A 17823-nucleotide genomic window follows, 5' to 3' on the forward strand; every position below is an offset into this window, starting at 1 on the left:
ATCATTCTCCTATTAAGTTTTTTTTGGCCTGTGCCAAACGTGTGCGAACAGCGATGGGCATTTCAGAATTATATTTACGAATGGATGAAATGGCATCAATAACAATCTTTGTGCGGGTATCTATGTCTTGTATGCCAGCAGTTTTTGAGTGTATTTCCTTTTCGAATCGTTCAATAAAATCAAGCTGGAGTTGTGTTTTATCAGCGCGGAGGGTCTCGGCTGCGGCAACTTCACCGTTAGACTCAAGGGTAGTTATAGCTACATTATACCCCTCAAAAAAGTCAGATGCATTGGTCGTATTTTTCCAAGTAATCGGTTCATTTGCTGCGTCAATATTTTTTTCTGTCGTTTTTTTCTTTTTGAAAATGTTAAAGAAAGACATAATTAGAAATCCTTTCAAGTATAAATATATAGTAATTTTTCATGTTCGTTTAATGGCGAACAAACGTTTTATCTGATACAATAAAAATAGTTTTTGGATCGGGGAAAATTATGGCAGCACATAAAACGGTATTTAATGACAAACAACGTATCTTACGGCTTTATTCAGCATTGATAAGCCATCGAGCGCTCTCAATTGAAGAAATTGAGGACATGTTTTTTATTGGCCGAAAAACTGTCCAACGCGATATCTCCGAAATCCGAACTTTTTTGCATGATTTGCAAATCGGTGAACCAATTAAATCTGAGATTATTTTTGATCGTCATTCAAAGAAATATCGATTGACTGAGATGGAAAACTTATTTAGAGTCTTCGATAAAATCAATAAAATTGATGAAGAGGAATGACGCGGTTTTGGTGTGGACGGTTATTTATTGTTTGTTAGTTGGTCAAAATCGTCTACCATATCTTTAGGACCCACTACCGAGACAATGTCTTTCTCATGTAGTTTGTAGGTTGAATCCGGTGCCACGATAACATCCCCATCATGGCGAACAGCAATAACATTTAATCCAAATTTTTTACGAATATTCAAGTTACTAATTGATCGACCATAAAAGGCGGGGTTTACAATTTGAACCTCTGCCATTGAATAGTCATCAGATAGTTCAATGAAGTTTAACATATTAGGCGCAAGAAGTTTGCGTGCCACTCGTTCGCCCATTTCGCGTTCAGGTTGTACGACGACATCTGCGCCTATTTTTGTGAGCACACGCAGATGGGTGCGATTTTCAGCCTTAGCAATAACATTCTTAGCACCAAGATCTTTGGCGTTGATGGTCGCTAGAATGCTGGCTTGCATATTATGACCAATGGCAATCACAATATGATCAAAACTAGCAATGTCTAGTTTGCGTAACACTTCATCTTCTTGAGCATCTGCAATGACAACTTGTGTTGCGATATCACGATAATCATTAACATGTTCTTCACTAATATCAATGCCTAAAACATCTTGCCCATTGGCAACCAATGTTTCTAAAAGGGCGCCGCCAAAACGTCCGAGGCCTATAATGGCATAGGTTTGTCTCATTTTTATTTCTCCTAACTATGGTTGCAAAACGCTATCCAATGATAACGGATTCTTCTGGGTATCGGAAGGGTGCTTTATCATCATGTACATTTAGAATGGAGAACATGACGGTATAGATTCCGACACGACCAATGAACATTGCAAGCATGATAATAAGTTGTCCAAAGGTTGTTAGATGTGGGGTCAGGCCAAGAGTTAAGCCAGTTGTAGCAAAAGCACTGACCACCTCAAAAATAATGTATTCTAGCCCATAATGTGCAGTGTGCTCTTGAGTAAGCATTAATAGAAATGATAAGATGCCCAAGAATGCTAGCGATACGAAAACTAATAGCAGTGCACGAACAATGTTTTCGTGTGATAAGCGACGATGCGAAAATACAACATCCTTTTTCCCACGTAAAGCAGCGTGTGTTTGTAAAATCAACACACCAAGCGTAGTGGTTTTGATACCACCAGCAGTTGATCCTGGTGTACCACCAATATACATTAACATCATGGTTAATAACACGGTTGCTGAGCTCATTGAATCGAAACCAAATTGTGCGAATCCCGCGGTACGATATGAAATAGACATAAATAATGTATCGAAAATGCGGTTTATAGGTTGAATGTCTTGAGCAGAGTTCATATTACGTTCGGTCAATTCAAACAACAACCAACCACCTACAATTAGAACACCTGTCATAACAAGTGCTAGCTTGGAGTGTAATGTTAGGCGATGTGTTGTCCGATATATGAGCAGATCACGCCAGACTAAGAACCCGAGAGAACCAGCAATAATTAGGAAGGCAATAATTAGTAGAATCCAGGGTTGATTATTATAAGCAGCTGTCCCGTGAGGTAAAATTGAGAAACCTGAATTACCAAATGCTGAAATGGCGTGGAATACAGCATAAAACATACCATGTTTCCAACCAAAGTCATTTATAAAGAAAGGCGCTAGCAACACTGCACCGATACTTTGAATAATAACTGATAGTTTAATAACATACCCAAAGACCACCCGTGTATCATAGAGGCTTTCCAAGTTATAGACTTCTTGAACCATCATTTTACTTCTTAAATCCATTTTTTTTCGGGTGGCCGTAAATAACAGCACTGAAAACGACATGAATCCTAGTGCGCCAATCTCAATCAAAACCATGATGACGATTTGACCAAAGGTGGTCCAGTGGGTTGCTGTGTCGACAACTGTGAGGCCAGTAACTGAGGCTGCTGAAGTTGCTGTAAATAAGCCATCCATGAAGGTGTGACCCACATTACCATGATAACTAAGGGGCAGCATTAGCAATAGCGCACCGACTGTAATGACTGTTAAAAAGCCTAATGACAATCGTTGTGGCATTGATATGCGTGACCAAAAAGTATGGCGTTGCGATTTGTCATGAAATTTTTGCATTTCAGCTGCAGTTGGTAAATCGATTTTTCTAGACATATTTATTTTTGTAGGGTTCTTTCTCAAAATAGATTGTTGTTTAATAGAGAGGTATATTACCTTTGTTCAATTATACACTGTGGGTTGTAAAATCGGATATTTTTGGATGATGAGCTGATTAAGATTGGCTATTTTACAGTATGATTTCACGATAATGATGACGGTTTACAAATGACGTCACTAATGTTAATATAAAATGTTCGAAAATTATGATAAAGTTGTTAGATTATTATAATTGTAACTTATATTTATCATTTCCAGATAAAAAATAAACACGAATGCCATGAATTATTTAAGGGGACATATCAAGTATGATTCGATTAATGCAAAATAAAGATCAGAGGAATAATATTAGTGTACGTATTGCTATTTATTTGACCTATATTGTACAGGGATTTGCTTTAATTATTTTAGCGCAGACCGTGCAACAATTAAGTGAATTGTGGAATGCCTCAATTGCTGGTACAACTGCTGTCGTTTCAGCAATTGGTATTGGAAAGCTAATTGCTTATCCAATTTTGGGAGAATTGTCTGATCACGTTGATAGAAAAAAATTATTAATGATGGCGATGCTCATGTATTTAATATTTTTTTCTATTTTACCATTAACAAAGAATATATTTTTCGCCGTTGTCATAACCACGCTAGCAGGACTAGCCAACGCGGCATTAGATTCTGTGGCCTACCCCACATTATTAGAAATGAATCATGGTAAATCCAGTGGGAATGTACTGATTAAAGCAATGATTTCATTGGGTGAGGGGATATTACCGATTATTTTAGTCATGTTGATTAATCAACATATTTGGTTTGGTTGGTTATTTTGGGTTGCCACGGCTATTCTGGTAGTAAACTTAATTATCATGACCTCAATTAATGCAGCTGGTTTTTACACTATTCGTACCTCAAAAGGGGGCAAGAGAGCTACCAATAAGGGTACATGGCATTGGAATATTACAAAAATATTATTTATGATTTATGGATTCAGTGCAATGTGGGTGATGATTCATTTTACTCAGTGGGTCACGCGATATTTTCACATTGTACAATCATTTTCAACGGTTAGTTCGCATGTACTAATGTCTTTTTACAGTATTGGCTCACTCATGGGCGTGGGTACTTTGTTTTTATTGACCAACCGGGGATGGATCAGCGAAAAGATATTGTTAATGATCACAGCGATAGGAACAATAATTGGATTAGTTATTGTCGTTTTGAGCCAAGAAACAATCAGTGCTAGTTTCGGTTGCTTTATTTTTGGTTTTTCAGCCGCAGGAGGAGCGCTACAGTTGGGATTGAGTCAATTAATAGCCTCAGATCCAAAGTTTTCAGGCCGTTTGACCGGTCTCTATTTTTTCTTTGGTAGTATTGCATTTTTTGTTATGCCAATTGTCACTGGTCATTTTGCCGCACAACACTTGCAAGGTGTGATGTTGAGTTTGTTGGCTGTGGCTGGTTTGAATTTGTTTATTGTAGTCTTTAATTTTTATCATTCGCGACAAGTGCAGAAACAGTAATTTCATAAACAAACACAAAAAAGCAAGACTAACATGTCTTGCTTTTTTTGTGTTTGTTATAAGTTGGACAGATATTTTTTCATCCGGTTCTGAAAATCAACTAGTGGCTCTGGTTCAGGTTGGCTCATCCAGACAGAAATAAACGATGTGAGCATTTCAATTAAGTATTCTGTGGTTAGAATGTCAGCAGCCAATTTAGGATTATATCGTGTAATTAGCGATAAATATTTGGATTTGATAAATGTAATCCAAATATTTCTAATGTATGGGCGCGTATATAAAAGGTGTAATTCTTCTTTCTTTTCGTAGAGCATCGGTGCCATGTCGTTGATGAAAACTGATATAAGATTATCATTAGTTGACAAGCTTGTTTCTACCTTGATTTTAACGTCTTTGTCAATCCGATTGATTACAGCATAAAATAAATCATCATATGAGGGATAATATTGTTTAATTTTTTGGATAGCGATACCAGAAGTTTTTTCTAGTTGTTTGAGACTAGGCTTATCTTCTCTGTTTGAATGCATATTGGCTAAGAAAGATAGTAAAATTAGCTCTTCATCATTGTCTTCACACGGATTAGTCGGTGGAATAATAAAAAAATCTAGAGGTAAATCAAACTTTTCAATAATTAAGAGCATCATTTCTGTTGTAGGGTGCCCTTTGTGACGTTCCCAATTAGAGACAGATTGAAATGAAATATATAGTTTTTCAGCGAATTGCTGTTGTGTTAGTCCGTTTTTTTTACGGAGCGCTTTAATTTTATTACCAATCTCCATAATAGTCTCCAAAATAATTCTTTGATACCATGATATAACATATTTGGAATGAATCCAATATTTTATCATAAAATGTCTGGATAATCACTAAAAAATGTCACTTTTTAAACTGCTAGTTATTGAAATTCATATAAAGCGGTTTTGTTATAATTCTACAGAGGAGGGGAGCATAATGATCGAGAACCATGAGTTTTGCCGATTGAGTGAGGCAGATATAGCCACAGTTATTGGGGGCGAATCAGAAGATATTGCATATAATCTCAGACGATTGAGATTAGAATTAGGGTACAGAAGAGCAGATTTAGCAGATGAGTTGAACATCAGCTTGTCAACAATAGCAAAATATGAGACTGGATCGAGAATACCGGACATTGATACAATAATTCAATTATCTAAAGTATTGCATACAAATGTAAATAATTTAATTTTTAAATGAAAAGATATTGGACGGGAAAGCTAGTTGTATGGACAAAATGTCTCAATTTTTAAGGAACTTATTTTATATAATATGAATATATTACGAAAGGAGGATAACTATTTATGGAAAAGTTGTCAGAACAAGAATTAGCAAAAGTTTCGGGGGGATTTCCACTATTGCCAATTGTAGGTCCAATTATCGCTGGTGGAGCAACTTATGTTGCAAAAGATGCGTGGAACCATTTGGATCAAATTCGGTCAGGATGGAGAAAAGCAGGTAATAGTAAGTGGTAAAGAATTATGTGTATAACGGATTAAGCATAATGATTGGTGTTTTTCTAGCACGTATTGGGTTAAACTTTGTCTCAGAAGAAAGTTTCTTCTACGGATGGTACGATGCAATGAAGTTTACTGGTGTAATATTTTTGTTACAAATTTTATATTTTTATTCAAGGAGAAGTAAAAATGGATTTTAAAACGCAACGTAATGTATTGAACTCGGAAAAGCTAATGATGATTAGTGGAGGTTCAACAGATGATTCTTGGGAGGGCTTTGGCTCAGGACTGCATAAAACAGTGAATACAGTTGTTTATGCTGGAACAACTGTGGCAAGAGCTCATACTAGAAGTCATCAACGATGCTTTACTGGAAACAAGTGGTAATTTTGTCTCAACGAAAAAAATAAGCTTGGTTTTTAGATAAATATCATAGCAAGTTGAGATCCTAACTATAAACATGTTTTTGTGTTTAAATTTAAGATATATCCTGTCAAACTAGTAAATCTTCATATAATTCTTTTGCAAAATCTTGCGTGGACATGATTCAATAATGTTGACTATGTTTTACTGGGGATGTTTGCTGGTATATAATTTGCATTGATGTAGGTAGAGTAATGTTGATCATATGATTGAGTGAAGTAAGGATTAAATAAATTTTAGAGGTTTTGGAACCACCATATTTTACTAAATTGGTAGGGCTGTATATACTTTATCCATTAAGGCTAAGACAATACAGAATATATGCTAGATTACAAGATTTTTTCGGTAATCTTAGTCGATAAGCATTTAAGAATAAGGTTATTCTTCAACCTTCCAAAATATAGGCATTCATCGTATATCATGTGGAATTTTACTTTAATATTTAACAATTTGAGTGTAAACGAACATAGTATTTTAACACTATAAAGGGCCACACTAAAGGGAACTATTATGTTATTTATCCGTGGTGGCCTTGTCATTGACTTAATTTTGTGGATTCATCCAAAACATGCGCATATATAAATTAGACGACAATATGGTACACATGCCCCTACTATCTAAACTGAGTCTGTAGTACTAACTTAACTAATTATTGAAAGGGTAATCAATGATATTTAATCGTGCAATAACTGTCATATCGAAAAAGGTAGGACAACTTATTGAATTAGTTTTAGTAACAGTATTAATTGATATTATTTTAGACATATCTCCGGCCTGTGTATTTATAGATAAGTCTAACGGGTGGTTCGTGTTATTGTCAATTATACTTGGGGGTGTTGTTTCATATTTTGGCTATCGTTACTTAGCATCAAAGACAACTGCTATTTTTGAACGAATTAATCTGAAAAAAATAGGATTTATTATTATCATGTTGGTCCTGACCAGAGTTCTGATGGATTTTATAATACCGGCTATATTTGGACAAAATCAAGATATTAGTTTAAATCAAACAATGATTGAAAGTATGTTTCAGCAAGGTGGGATGGTAGCATTATTATTTAAACTGAATACTGTTATTATTGCGCCAATAATTGAAGAAATTTCCTTTCGTGGCATTATATTTGAAGAGGCAAAGCCTTTAGGGGAAGTTGTACAGTTCATTTGGCCAACGTTTGTTTTTGCGGCAGTCCATGGGCCATCGACACCGGAGCAATGGACGGTTTATTTAACTGCTGGCGCATTGTTGATGGTTGTTCGCTTAGTGACCAAAAAGTTACAATATTCAGTAATGTTTCATATGGCACATAACTTGATGGCAACGGTTGGCTTGTAGAATAAGGAAAAATAATCGTGATAAGTGGGAGTCACCTTAATTTGCTCTAATCAATAGGTAAAATGATTGCAACATCCGTGTTTAGAGAACATGGTATAATATTATTTAAGGAAAATTCCGCGAACAGTTTTTGTCCGCGGAATTTTTACAACCTATATAGAAAGAAGTAGAGAGTATATGACCGAATCAACACCAGTCATTGAAATGCGACATATTATCAAAAAATTTGGTGATTTTGCGGCCAATGATGACATTAACCTACAAGTCCAACAAGGTGAAATTCACGCGTTACTTGGTGAAAACGGTGCAGGAAAATCGACGTTGATGAACATTTTGACAGGATTACTGCAGCCCACTAGCGGTGAAATTCTGATTAATGGCAAAAAAGTATCAGTTGATTCGCCTTCAAAATCTGATGCATTAGGCATCGGAATGGTGCATCAACATTTTATGTTAATTGACGCCTTTACTGTAACAGAAAATATTATTCTCGGTTCAGAAGTAACAAAAGGATTGTCCTTAGACACTAAAACTGCTGCTAAGAAAATACAAGCTTTGTCAGATCAATATGGTTTATCAGTTGATCCAATGGCTAAGATTTCTGATATATCAGTTGGTCAACAACAGCGTGTCGAAATATTAAAGACCCTTTATCGTGGCGCTGATATTTTGATTTTTGATGAACCAACAGCAGTTTTGACACCACAAGAAATCGATGAGTTAATTGTCATCATGCACAATTTAGCACAAGAAGGTAAATCAATTATCTTGATTACGCATAAACTTGACGAAATACGTGCTGCTGCTGATACGGTGACTGTCATTCGTTCCGGTAAATCAATTGATACTTTCCCAGTTGCCGGTGTGTCTTCTCAGGAATTAGCTGACTTGATGGTTGGTCGTGAAGTTAGTTTTAAAACTGAAAAAGAAGTAGCTCAACCTGGTGCAGTGATATTGTCGATTGATAACTTAGAAGTGCAAGATACACGTCGTGTTGCTGCTGTTAAAAACTTTTCGCTAGATGTGAGAGCAGGTGAAATTGTTGGTTTAGCTGGTATCGATGGGAACGGCCAAACAGAACTAATCCAGGGAATTACTGGATTAACAAAGGTACAAGCAGGACATGTTAAGCTAAAAGGAGAGGATATCACCAATAAAAAGCCGCGTCATATTACTGAAGCGGGTGTTGGTCATATTCCTGAAGATAGATTGCGTTTTGGTATGGAAGTTGAAATGACATTGTCTGAAAACTTGTCATTGCAAACGTACTATAAACAACCTATTTCAAAATCAGGTGTCTTGCAACCTGCTGAAATGGATAAATTAGCTGACAAATTAGTTCAGGAATTTGATGTGCGAGCTGCCAGTATTCATGTGACCGCGGGTTCAATGTCGGGTGGAAACCAACAAAAAGCTGTAGTTGCACGTGAATTAAATCGTGATAATGATCTCGTGATTGCTGCCCAGCCAACTCGTGGGTTAGATGTTGGAGCGGTTGAATATATTCATCAACGTTTAATCGCACAACGCACAGCTGGTAAGGCCGTATTGGTCGTTAGCTTTGAGCTAGATGAAATTCTTAATTTATCGGATCGTATTGCTGTTATTAATGACGGTAAAATTGTCGGAATAGTTGACGCTCAAGACACAAACAAACAAGAGCTTGGCTTGTTGATGACAGGTATGAGCTTAACAGAAGCTCGTGCGGCATTGAAAGAAGAGGTGGGGTCCTAATGATTGCACAAAAGAATAACCTTTCTGTGGCAATGTTTTCTGTTTTATTCGGTTTAATTGTCGGCGCATTGATTATGCTAGTATTCGGCTATAACCCAATTTCTGGTTATGTTGCGCTACTTGGTTCGGCATTTGGTTCAATGCAGGATATTGGTGGTGTATTGACGCAAATGACACCTTTAATTTTGACAGCATTAGGGTTTGCAGTGGCTTCGGCTGCAGGATTCTTCAATATTGGTTTATCAGGTCAAGCTTTAGCCGGATGGGTTGGGGCAGTTTGGTATGCTTTGAGTTTTCCTGATATGTCAGCTATCATCATGATACCAAGCGCGTTAATCATTGGAGCTGGTCTGGGTGCCATTGCTGGGTTCATTCCTGGCTGGCTACGCGCACAGTTTGGTGCTAGTGAAGTTATTGTGACGATTATGATGAATTATATTTTCTTATTTTTAGGAAATGATATCTTGCAAAATACGATGTCTAAGAATATTAAGGAGTCTGCAGAAACAACCAAACAAGTTGGTGCCAATGCATCGCTCCAGATGAAATGGTTGACTGATTTGACGCAAGGTTCAAGCATTTCAGCGGGAATATTTATTGCTTTAGCAATGATTGTTGTTGTTTGGTTTGTTATGAAGAAAACAACGCTTGGTTTTGAAATTCGTGCGGTTGGTTTAAACCCTGATGCGGCTAGATATGCTGGTATGTCAGCAAAGCGTAATGCTACAATAGCTATGGCAATATCTGGAGGTTTGGCAGGTTTAGCGGGAACCATTGAGGGACTTGGTAATTATCTGAACTTCTTTACGCAAAATGGGTCACCATCAATTGGCTTTGATGGTATGGCTGTTGCTTTACTTGGCGGTGGGTCTTATCTTGGTATACTTGGTGCTGCTGCAATTTTCTCTATATTAAAAATCGGTGGATTAGGAATGCCAATGTCTTCTGGTGTGCCATTTGAGTTGGTGGATATCGTTACAGCCTCAATTATTTTCTTTGTTGGTGTGCGCTATTTGATTCTATTAATTCAAAAGCGAATTAAAGATATGGACGAAAAAGCGGCGTTAGAGGCAGCCAATAAAAAAGCGGCAAAAGCAAATCAGCAGAAAGGCGGTGAATAAAATGTCACTCATGGCAATGTTATCACTTGTTATATCTAGCACACTAGTTTATTCAGCACCTCTGATATTCACTTCAATTGGTGGCACTTTTTCCGAACGTTCAGGTGTCGTTAACGTCGGCCTGGAAGGAATTATGGGAATGGGCGCTTTTGCAGCAGTCGTCTTTAACCTAACATTTGCTGGACAACTTGGTGCTGCCACACCTTGGTTAGGCTTGCTAGCTGGTGCCATTGTTGGGGTTGTTTTTTCGCTAATTCACGCTGTTGCTACAGTCACACTACGTGCGGATCATATTATTTCTGGAACAGTCATTAACTTGATGGCCCCAGCTTTGGGTGTATTCTTAATTAAAGTTTTATATGGTAAGGGGCAAACGGAGTCCATCGGGCGAGACTTTGGTTATGCCACGGTTCCTGGATTATCAAAAATGCCAGTATTAGGGCAATTATTCTTTGAAAAAACATCTGGGCCAGCTTGGTTAGCAATTCTTGTTGCTGGGATATCATGGTATATTATCTTTAAAACAAAGTTTGGTTTACGTCTGCGCTCGGTTGGTGAGAATCCACAAGCTGCCGATACACTTGGCTTAAATGTTGCACGTTTGCGTTATTCTGGTGTGATGATTTCTGGATTGCTTGGTGGCATTGGTGGTGCAGTTGTAGCACAGTCAATTTCATTAAACTATTCAGCTAGCACAATTGTTGGACAAGGCTTTATGGCGATGGCCGCAATGATTTTTGGTCGTTGGAATCCATTAGGTGCTTTGGGTGCTTCGTTGTTCTTTGGTTTGTCACAATCACTTGCTGTGATTGGGGCACAGTTACCAGGATTGAAAAATGTTCCTTCAATTTGGTTACAAATAGCACCATACGTACTCACAATCATTGTGCTTGTGTTCTTCTTTGGTAAAACACGTCCGCCTAAGGCTGATGGTGTGAACTATATTAAAGCAGCTTAAATCACATAAAAAAGCGAATCTTTTGATTCGCTTTTTTATTTATAAGTAAGCTGCTGTTTTCTCAGCAATTGCATTAGCTGATTTTTGTAGTAGTACCTTTTCTTCATCGGTAAGTTGTAGATCAAATTCAGCAGTTACACCATCACGGCCAATAATGGCTGGCGTAGAAATATATCCTTCAAAACGTTCATCATAGTGAGAAACGATGGCTTCTCTGCGTGCATTGGATAGAACTAATTTTGCAAGAGAAACAGCAGCATGAGCAATGGCAAAATTCGTATATTTTTTACCGGCAAAAACGGTAAAGCCCCCGACACGTGCAGCCTCTGCAACCTTATCTAGATTAATATCGTACAACTTAACTAATTCATCTGCATTTTTTCCTAATGCATTAACGGTAGACCAAGCGGCAAATTGTGAATCGCCGTGTTCTCCAAGCATATAACCACTAATTCCGCGAGGATCAATTGCTAATGTATCACCTAATGCACGTTTTAAGCGTGCAGTATCTAGGTAAGTTCCAGTGCCAAAAACTTGATTCGCTGGGAGGCCAGTTGCTTTTTGATAGATACCAGTAATAACGTCAACAGGATTTGAGATAACAATGAGCACACCATTAAAGCCTGCTTGCTTTAAGTCAGATCCAACCTGTTGTACCTCTGGGGTATTAGCTTTTAGTTCTGTAAAACGATCGCCACCAGGCTTAATCAATTCGATGTGTCCCAGAGCAGAAATAACAACTTCAGCGTCTGCTAAATCTGTTACTGTTCCAGCGTGTACTTCGACATGATGATCTAATAGACTGGCAGCATCACGAAAATCAAGCTCTTCAGATGCAAGTTTTTCTGGATTTTTATCCACTAAAACAATTTCATCTGCTAATCCTTGTGCAATAATGATGTGGGCTACCGTTACACCAACATGTCCAATGCCAACAACACCTATTTTTCTCATGTGAGTACCTCGTTAATATATTATGTGTTACAAATTAGATTATACACATAATTAGTGTAAATGAAAACAGCAGTGGTACTGTCTCAGTGTCACTGCTGTTTTGGTAGGTTAAAAATTAACTGACAAAGTATTTTAAAATTTGCGTCTCATCAAGTGCTTTTTTTTCGTCATCGCGCACATCAAGTACAATATTACCGGCATTTAAAATAATTAACCTGTTACCATATTTCAACGCATCGGCTAAATTGTGTGTAATCATTAGGGCAGTCAGATTATTTGCAGTAACTTGCTCATTTGTTGCAAGCATCAGCTGCTCAGATGTCTTGGGATCAAGTGCAGCAGTATGTTCATCTAACAAAAGTAGCTCTGGTTTAACACGTGTAGCCATTAGAAAACTTAGTGCTTGACGCTGACCACCGGACAAATCACCGGTTGCTGTATTGAGACGACGGTCTAAATTGTTGCCCATGACCTTGGTTAATGCAGCATATTCAGTCAATTTTTTTTGTGTTAATCCACGACTTCGTAATGTACGCTTGCTACCTCGCTTTTCAGCAAGAAGTAGATTTTCAGCGACTGTCATTCTAGGCGCAGTACCCATTTTAGGATCTTGAAAGACACGAGCAATGTAATTTGTACGCTTAACGGCTGTTTCATGAGCAATATTATTACCGTTATGCAAGATTTCACCAGATGCTACTGATAGGTTACCTGCAATAGTGTTAAATAGTGTTGACTTACCAGCACCGTTAGTGCCCAAAACCGTGATGAAATCTCCGTCGTAAATATCGAAATTAATTGACTTTAGTATTTGAATACTATCCCCAACTGTGACAATGACGTCTTTAAGAGAGAAAACTGGTTTAGTCATGTGGTGTAACACCTTTCTTAATTATTTTATCGAGATTCAGCGCATGACGCAGTTGCGGCAAAATCATAGCAGCAGCTAAGACGATAGCTGAAATAAGGTTGATGTCGTTAGTAGAAAAACCAAGTCGTAGGACAGCTAATAAGACTAAACGGTATAGAATAGAACCGACAATAACGGCAACTAAACGCTCATTTAATGTTAATTCACCGAAAACAACTTCGCCGATAATAATTGAAGCTAAAGCAATAACGATAATGCCAATACCCATGTTGATGTCAGCATAACCATTATTTTGTGCGATAACAGCGCCTCCGAAGGCGATAAGACCATTGGACAACATTAGTCCCATGATTGTCATGCGGTCCGTTTGAATCCCAATTGATTGTGCCATGTTAGGGTTGTCACCGGTAGCAATAAAGGCTTGTCCTAATTCGGTTTGCAAGAAAAAAATTAATCCTGCTGTGATGACAGCAATAATAACCAATCCTAAGAAAACAGAGTCAAAATATTTTGGTAAGTGCTGCAATATTTTGATAGAGAAAATCGACTTTTGATTTAGCAATGAGATATTTGCTGAACCCATAATACGGAGATTAATAGATAATGTTGCCGTCATGACTAAGATACCAGATAAAAGAATAGGAATTTTTCCTTTGGTATAAAGTAACCCAGTAATTAACCCAGCAATTGTGCCGACTAAGAAAGCGGCAATGGTCGCGATAAATGGGTCAATTCCGTGAGCAATCATCGCTACTGCTGTTGACGCACCTAAAGGGAAAGAGCCTTCAACGGTCATATCAGGAAAGTTTAAAATTCGAAATGTGAGAAACAACGCGACACCGAGCACGGCCCATAAGAGACCTTGCCCAATACTAGATACAATCATACTCATTTGAAGACTTCTCCTTTAGTTTCAGCTTCCTTAACCATGCTTGCTGGCAAATTGATACCTAGCAGTTTGGCTTGCTTTAAGTTGATGGTCATTTCGCCCTTTGTAATGGTTTTGACAGGGTAGGTTGCGGTGTTCTTACCCTTTAAGACTTGTCCGGCCATGACACCGGCTTGATAACCTATATCATACTGGCTAACGGATACAGTGGCGACGCCACCATCCTTCACCATGGTATCCACGGCAGGGATAACTGGAATTTTTTCTTGGTTGGTGACGTTAATGAGTGTTTTCATAGCACTTGCAACGCCGTTATCTTGTGGTGCATAGACAACATCAACTTGGCTGGCCATTGTTTCGGCAACTTGTTGCATATCGTTAGTTGTTGAAATAGTGTACATTTTAACAGTGTAGCCAGCTTTTTTAGCCAGTTTTTCCATGTTTTTAGCATTATATTCACCACCATGATCTGATGTTGTGTAAATAATACCTAATGTTTTAGCTTTGGGAACGACTTGTTGAACCACATCTAAATGTTGCTGCAAAGGAGAGTCACCAGAAACACCGGTCACATTATTTCCCGGGCGTTGCGTTGTTTTGACTAATCCAGACCCCGCTGGGTCTGTAATTCCGGCTAGGATAACCGGATTATTACCATCAGCTGTTTTGGCTAAGGATAAGGCAGCTGGTGTGGCAATGCCGATTGTTAAATCAGCATTCTCATTGGCAAATTTTTGTGACATTGTTTTGAGATTTGATTGGTCAGCCTGAGCATTTTGATAGTCAATCTTAATCTTTTTACCTGAGTAACCTTGAGATTTTAGTCCCGCAACAATACCATGATGAATTTGATCTAGGGCAGGGTGCGTAACTAGTTGTAAAATGCCAACAGTTGGCACGTAAGTTGATTTTTTTTCTTGTGTGTTTGGTTTGCTAGTAACAATAAATGCTACGGCTAGAAATGCAACAATAATTGTAATTGCCGACAAAAGTCGTTTGTTCATGATATTCTCCAAATCTCTCTGCTCTTCTAAACTAAAATGACCTTGGCTCGCCACGCAGGGCTTTCCAAGGTCAAAAGAAAAGTCTGCATGGCATATTCCCATACAGACCCGATTGTTGCAAAAAATAGTCGGTATGGATAAAACAAATGTTTTAAACATCAGCTTTATCCGTTACCGAAAAGCTGATTTTACCGACGCCACCAGGCGTTATTGAGTTGAACTGCTAAGTTTTGCATAATTATCTCCGAGTTGTTTATGAAATAAGAATACTAAGAATTTGATGAGTTGTCAATAGTTTTTTCAAAATAAAAACGTATCAGTATGTGTCCTTTTAAAACAGTGTAGAATGCCTAAAAAGTTTTTCTCATAAGAAAAACTGAAAGAATAAGCAATATTTATGGATATAATAAAGATAAAAATATTATGTTTATTGTCAACGTAAACATATTAACTAAAAGGGAGTTATATGAATGATTTAGTCAATACTTTTTCAGAAGTCAATAATTTAGGTCGGTTAATTCGTGGCATGCGTGAAGCACGTGGCGTTTCTGTCAATGATTTAGTCCGAGCGACAGGGTTGTCGCGTAGTATGATTTCTAAATTTGAAAGAGGGCAGACAGACATTCAGTTAAGCAGCATGATTAAGATATTTAGTGCTATGTCCTTAACCTTAGATGACTTATGTCATGCGAGACTATTTGACGAATTTTTAATGAATGAATTGTGCGAAAAAGCTTATCAATTTCAAAATGACCACATCGTGTTAAAACAAATTTTAGATGAAATATGTAGCCGTGATTTTTTAATAAGACAAGAAGAAATTTTAAAATTAATTTTGCAGACGTTGCTCAATTCTAATCGTGGTTTGCCAAGTGAAGTTGAGAATTATTTTGATAACCTAGATGGCATTTGGTCTTTCGATACTTATTTGGCATTATTGGCAGAACCTTTCTTAACTCAACGTATTCACTTACGAATTGCTAAGGAATTAGCCCAGTATCAAGGATATCGTCCCAAAATTATTAACACCGCGTATCATGTTTTTGTTCATTAGGAGGTTGTGTTTAGGCTCCGGCATCCTACAGAAAAGATCACTCTAAGGAGAATGTTGATGAAAAATATCGTTATAACGGGTGGTACTTCTGGCGTGGGATTTGCCATTGCCAAAGAAATAGCAAAAGAAGGACACAATATAATTATTGTTGGTCGTCATGAATATAAAGCCCATATAGCTCAGAAGAAGCTAGGAAATAATGTTAAAGTAGCTATCGGAGACCTATCCGACGAAGCTGAACGTGAGGGTGTGATTGATGAAATTAAAAGGTCATTTTCACATATTGACGTGCTAATTCATAGTGCAGGTGTTCTCCCACGCAATGCGAGTGAAAATATCTATGTGAATTTATTACCACATTATTATTTAACGACTAGATTACGTGGCTTATTAGCAAACAGTAGGGTGTTGATTATCACAGGACACCCACAAGCAGTAAATCTTGTACCGATTTGTGAAATACAAAGTAGCGCATTTTCTAGAGCAGCGTGGGTAATCACGCACAAAACGCTCCTAATGATCTTATTAAATCAAATGTTGCGAGATTGCAATACCACAGTTAATAGCTTTTACCCCGGACAAGTGAATAGCAATTTGATGAGATATACCAAAAAAATAGATAACACAGAAGTACCGGTAGGAGCATATTTGGCGCTTAATGCTACTTTAGAGAAAATGTCAGGCATATTTTTTGATGAAAATGGTAAAATAGTACAGCTTGATAATAAGAAGTATAATTTAAAAACAGCAGAAGAAATTTTGGCACCATACTTGAGTAAGATAACTACGTATTAGGAACTATCATATTGTGGATTAATGAATTGGATGTTATTATTCTATTGACTTAAATAGTAATAATTACTATAATTAAAAGTAATTGTTACTATTTATTGAAAAGGAAAAAATAATAATGGCAGAAAAAAATGATTTAAGCAGTGCATACCGACGATTAAAGAGTCCGAACGCGAAGACAAGAGACCGTGCTTTGAAATTATTAAAAGAAATCAAGGCTAAAAAGTCACAAAAAAGTAAATAGCTGTTCAATATGTGAAAAGGCATCGTATGTTATGATGCTTTTTTGATTGGGCGCATATTTTTAACCGTTTAGTGCATTTTTACAACCGTTTATGTTATTGAAGTAGAAAAACTAAAACAAGTGTATATAGTTATTGTTATACAGATTAAAATACAACAAATTTAAAAGGGAGGGTGAAAAACATCAAATTACATCAGAAGAGATAATCATCAAAACTATCTGATGCGTTTGTTTATGTTTTGAAATTTAGATTGATCTTAATCGTGCTAATTATTGTTTATAATTGGGGAATTGTATGAAGTGATTTTGAAAAAAGTCATTTCAGGTGATAATGTGCATGCGCCATAGAACTGTTTTTTATGGTGATTCAGTCTACATACTTGGGACACTTAATTTGAATCATAAAGTGTTCTTGTTATTGAAGTGAGTTAATGGGGAGAAGGATATGAAATGGAATCGTTATTTATTCAAGTTCATTACCTTTGCATGTGTAGTTTTATCTTCAAAATTAATGGAGATGGACAATTTTCGAAAAAGCTAGTATGTT

At 37.2% G+C, this 17823-nt stretch carries 20 protein-coding genes; 12 read left to right on the plus strand and 8 right to left on the minus strand.

What is annotated here, in order from left to right:
- Window position 1: 1 nt before the first annotated feature.
- Window positions 2-382, minus strand: coding sequence for a hypothetical protein (locus RHP64_RS00310; protein ID WP_025267647.1), 381 nt, complete (start codon window positions 380-382; stop codon window positions 2-4).
- A gap of 110 nt (window positions 383-492) precedes the next feature.
- On the opposite strand from RHP64_RS00310, the gene RHP64_RS00315 reads away from it, so the two are divergent.
- A complete protein-coding gene (locus RHP64_RS00315) occupies window positions 493-789 on the plus strand; it encodes a helix-turn-helix domain-containing protein (RefSeq protein WP_002815450.1) in 297 nt (98 codons plus the stop codon).
- Window positions 790-809: 20 nt separating this feature from the next.
- On the opposite strand, the gene RHP64_RS00320 is transcribed toward RHP64_RS00315, so the two are convergent.
- Together RHP64_RS00320 and RHP64_RS00325 are read right to left on the minus strand one after the other, a co-directional pair.
- Window positions 810-1475 (minus strand): potassium channel family protein, encoded by a 666-nt coding sequence (locus tag RHP64_RS00320; RefSeq protein ID WP_010286784.1) that lies wholly within the window; start codon window positions 1473-1475, stop codon window positions 810-812.
- 31 nt (window positions 1476-1506) lie between these two features.
- Window positions 1507-2910 (minus strand): TrkH family potassium uptake protein, encoded by a 1404-nt coding sequence (locus RHP64_RS00325; RefSeq protein ID WP_011679052.1) that lies wholly within the window; start codon window positions 2908-2910, stop codon window positions 1507-1509.
- Between the two features lie 311 nt (window positions 2911-3221).
- Between RHP64_RS00325 and RHP64_RS00330 the strand changes: the two genes are divergently transcribed.
- Window positions 3222-4427 (plus strand): MFS transporter, encoded by a 1206-nt coding sequence (locus RHP64_RS00330; protein WP_025267648.1) that lies wholly within the window; start codon window positions 3222-3224, stop codon window positions 4425-4427.
- Window positions 4428-4483: 56 nt separating this feature from the next.
- Here RHP64_RS00330 and RHP64_RS00335 read toward each other — a convergent pair whose 3' ends face one another.
- Window positions 4484-5206 carry a helix-turn-helix domain-containing protein gene (locus RHP64_RS00335; protein WP_014324146.1) on the minus strand — a complete coding sequence of 241 codons (723 nt, stop codon included), beginning with the start codon at window positions 5204-5206 and terminating at the stop codon, window positions 4484-4486.
- A 172-nt stretch (window positions 5207-5378) separates the two neighbouring features.
- Here RHP64_RS00335 and RHP64_RS00340 point away from each other — a divergent pair, with 172 nt between their 5' ends.
- From RHP64_RS00340 to RHP64_RS00370, 7 genes are all read left to right on the plus strand, one after another.
- On the plus strand, window positions 5379-5642 hold the full coding sequence (locus RHP64_RS00340; protein WP_010288464.1) for a helix-turn-helix domain-containing protein: 264 nt from the start codon (window positions 5379-5381) through the stop codon (window positions 5640-5642).
- Between the two features lie 104 nt (window positions 5643-5746).
- Complete coding sequence (locus tag RHP64_RS00345; protein WP_111303334.1) at window positions 5747-5917, plus strand: bacteriocin; 171 nt, start codon at window positions 5747-5749, stop codon at window positions 5915-5917.
- Between the two features lie 171 nt (window positions 5918-6088).
- Window positions 6089-6286, plus strand: a complete 198-nt coding sequence (locus RHP64_RS00350) for a hypothetical protein (RefSeq protein ID WP_011679054.1) — start codon at window positions 6089-6091, stop codon at window positions 6284-6286.
- 703 nt (window positions 6287-6989) lie between these two features.
- The gene (locus RHP64_RS00355; protein WP_025267650.1) at window positions 6990-7655 is read left to right on the plus strand and encodes a CPBP family intramembrane glutamic endopeptidase; all 666 of its coding nucleotides are present in this window, start codon (window positions 6990-6992) and stop codon (window positions 7653-7655) included.
- Window positions 7656-7832: 177 nt separating this feature from the next.
- Complete coding sequence (locus RHP64_RS00360) at window positions 7833-9389, plus strand: ABC transporter ATP-binding protein (RefSeq protein WP_011679055.1); 1557 nt, start codon at window positions 7833-7835, stop codon at window positions 9387-9389.
- Entirely contained in the window at window positions 9389-10510 is a 1122-nt protein-coding gene (locus tag RHP64_RS00365; protein ID WP_025267651.1) for an ABC transporter permease, read from the plus strand. Before RHP64_RS00360 ends, RHP64_RS00365 begins: the two co-directional genes overlap by 1 nt.
- A 1-nt stretch (window position 10511) precedes the next feature.
- Window positions 10512-11468 (plus strand): ABC transporter permease, encoded by a 957-nt coding sequence (locus RHP64_RS00370; RefSeq protein ID WP_025267652.1) that lies wholly within the window; start codon window positions 10512-10514, stop codon window positions 11466-11468.
- Window positions 11469-11507: 39 nt separating this feature from the next.
- Here the strand turns inward: RHP64_RS00370 and RHP64_RS00375 are convergent, their stop codons facing one another.
- The 4 genes from RHP64_RS00375 to trpX form a co-directional block, all read right to left on the minus strand.
- Entirely contained in the window at window positions 11508-12422 is a 915-nt protein-coding gene (locus RHP64_RS00375) for a lactate/malate family dehydrogenase (RefSeq protein ID WP_025267653.1), read from the minus strand.
- A gap of 115 nt (window positions 12423-12537) precedes the next feature.
- Window positions 12538-13293 carry an ABC transporter ATP-binding protein gene (locus tag RHP64_RS00380; RefSeq protein WP_014324152.1) on the minus strand — a complete coding sequence of 252 codons (756 nt, stop codon included), beginning with the start codon at window positions 13291-13293 and terminating at the stop codon, window positions 12538-12540.
- Window positions 13286-14185: an ABC transporter permease gene (locus RHP64_RS00385; protein ID WP_002815468.1), complete on the minus strand. Its 900-nt coding sequence runs from the start codon at window positions 14183-14185 to the stop codon at window positions 13286-13288. Before RHP64_RS00385 ends, RHP64_RS00380 begins: the two co-directional genes overlap by 8 nt.
- Window positions 14182-15186, minus strand: coding sequence for a tryptophan ABC transporter substrate-binding protein (trpX, locus tag RHP64_RS00390; protein WP_011679060.1), 1005 nt, complete (start codon window positions 15184-15186; stop codon window positions 14182-14184). Before trpX ends, RHP64_RS00385 begins: the two co-directional genes overlap by 4 nt.
- Window positions 15187-15652: 466 nt before the next feature.
- On the opposite strand from trpX, the gene RHP64_RS00395 reads away from it, so the two are divergent.
- From RHP64_RS00395 to RHP64_RS00405, 3 genes are all read left to right on the plus strand, one after another.
- Window positions 15653-16240 carry a helix-turn-helix domain-containing protein gene (locus tag RHP64_RS00395; RefSeq protein WP_002815470.1) on the plus strand — a complete coding sequence of 196 codons (588 nt, stop codon included), beginning with the start codon at window positions 15653-15655 and terminating at the stop codon, window positions 16238-16240.
- A 57-nt stretch (window positions 16241-16297) separates the two neighbouring features.
- Entirely contained in the window at window positions 16298-17035 is a 738-nt protein-coding gene (locus RHP64_RS00400; RefSeq protein ID WP_002815471.1) for an SDR family NAD(P)-dependent oxidoreductase, read from the plus strand.
- 115 nt (window positions 17036-17150) lie between these two features.
- Entirely contained in the window at window positions 17151-17276 is a 126-nt protein-coding gene (locus RHP64_RS00405) for a putative metal homeostasis protein (RefSeq protein ID WP_011679061.1), read from the plus strand.
- Window positions 17277-17823: the final 547 nt, after the last annotated feature.

The organism is Leuconostoc sp. XM4 (assembly GCF_055698815.1).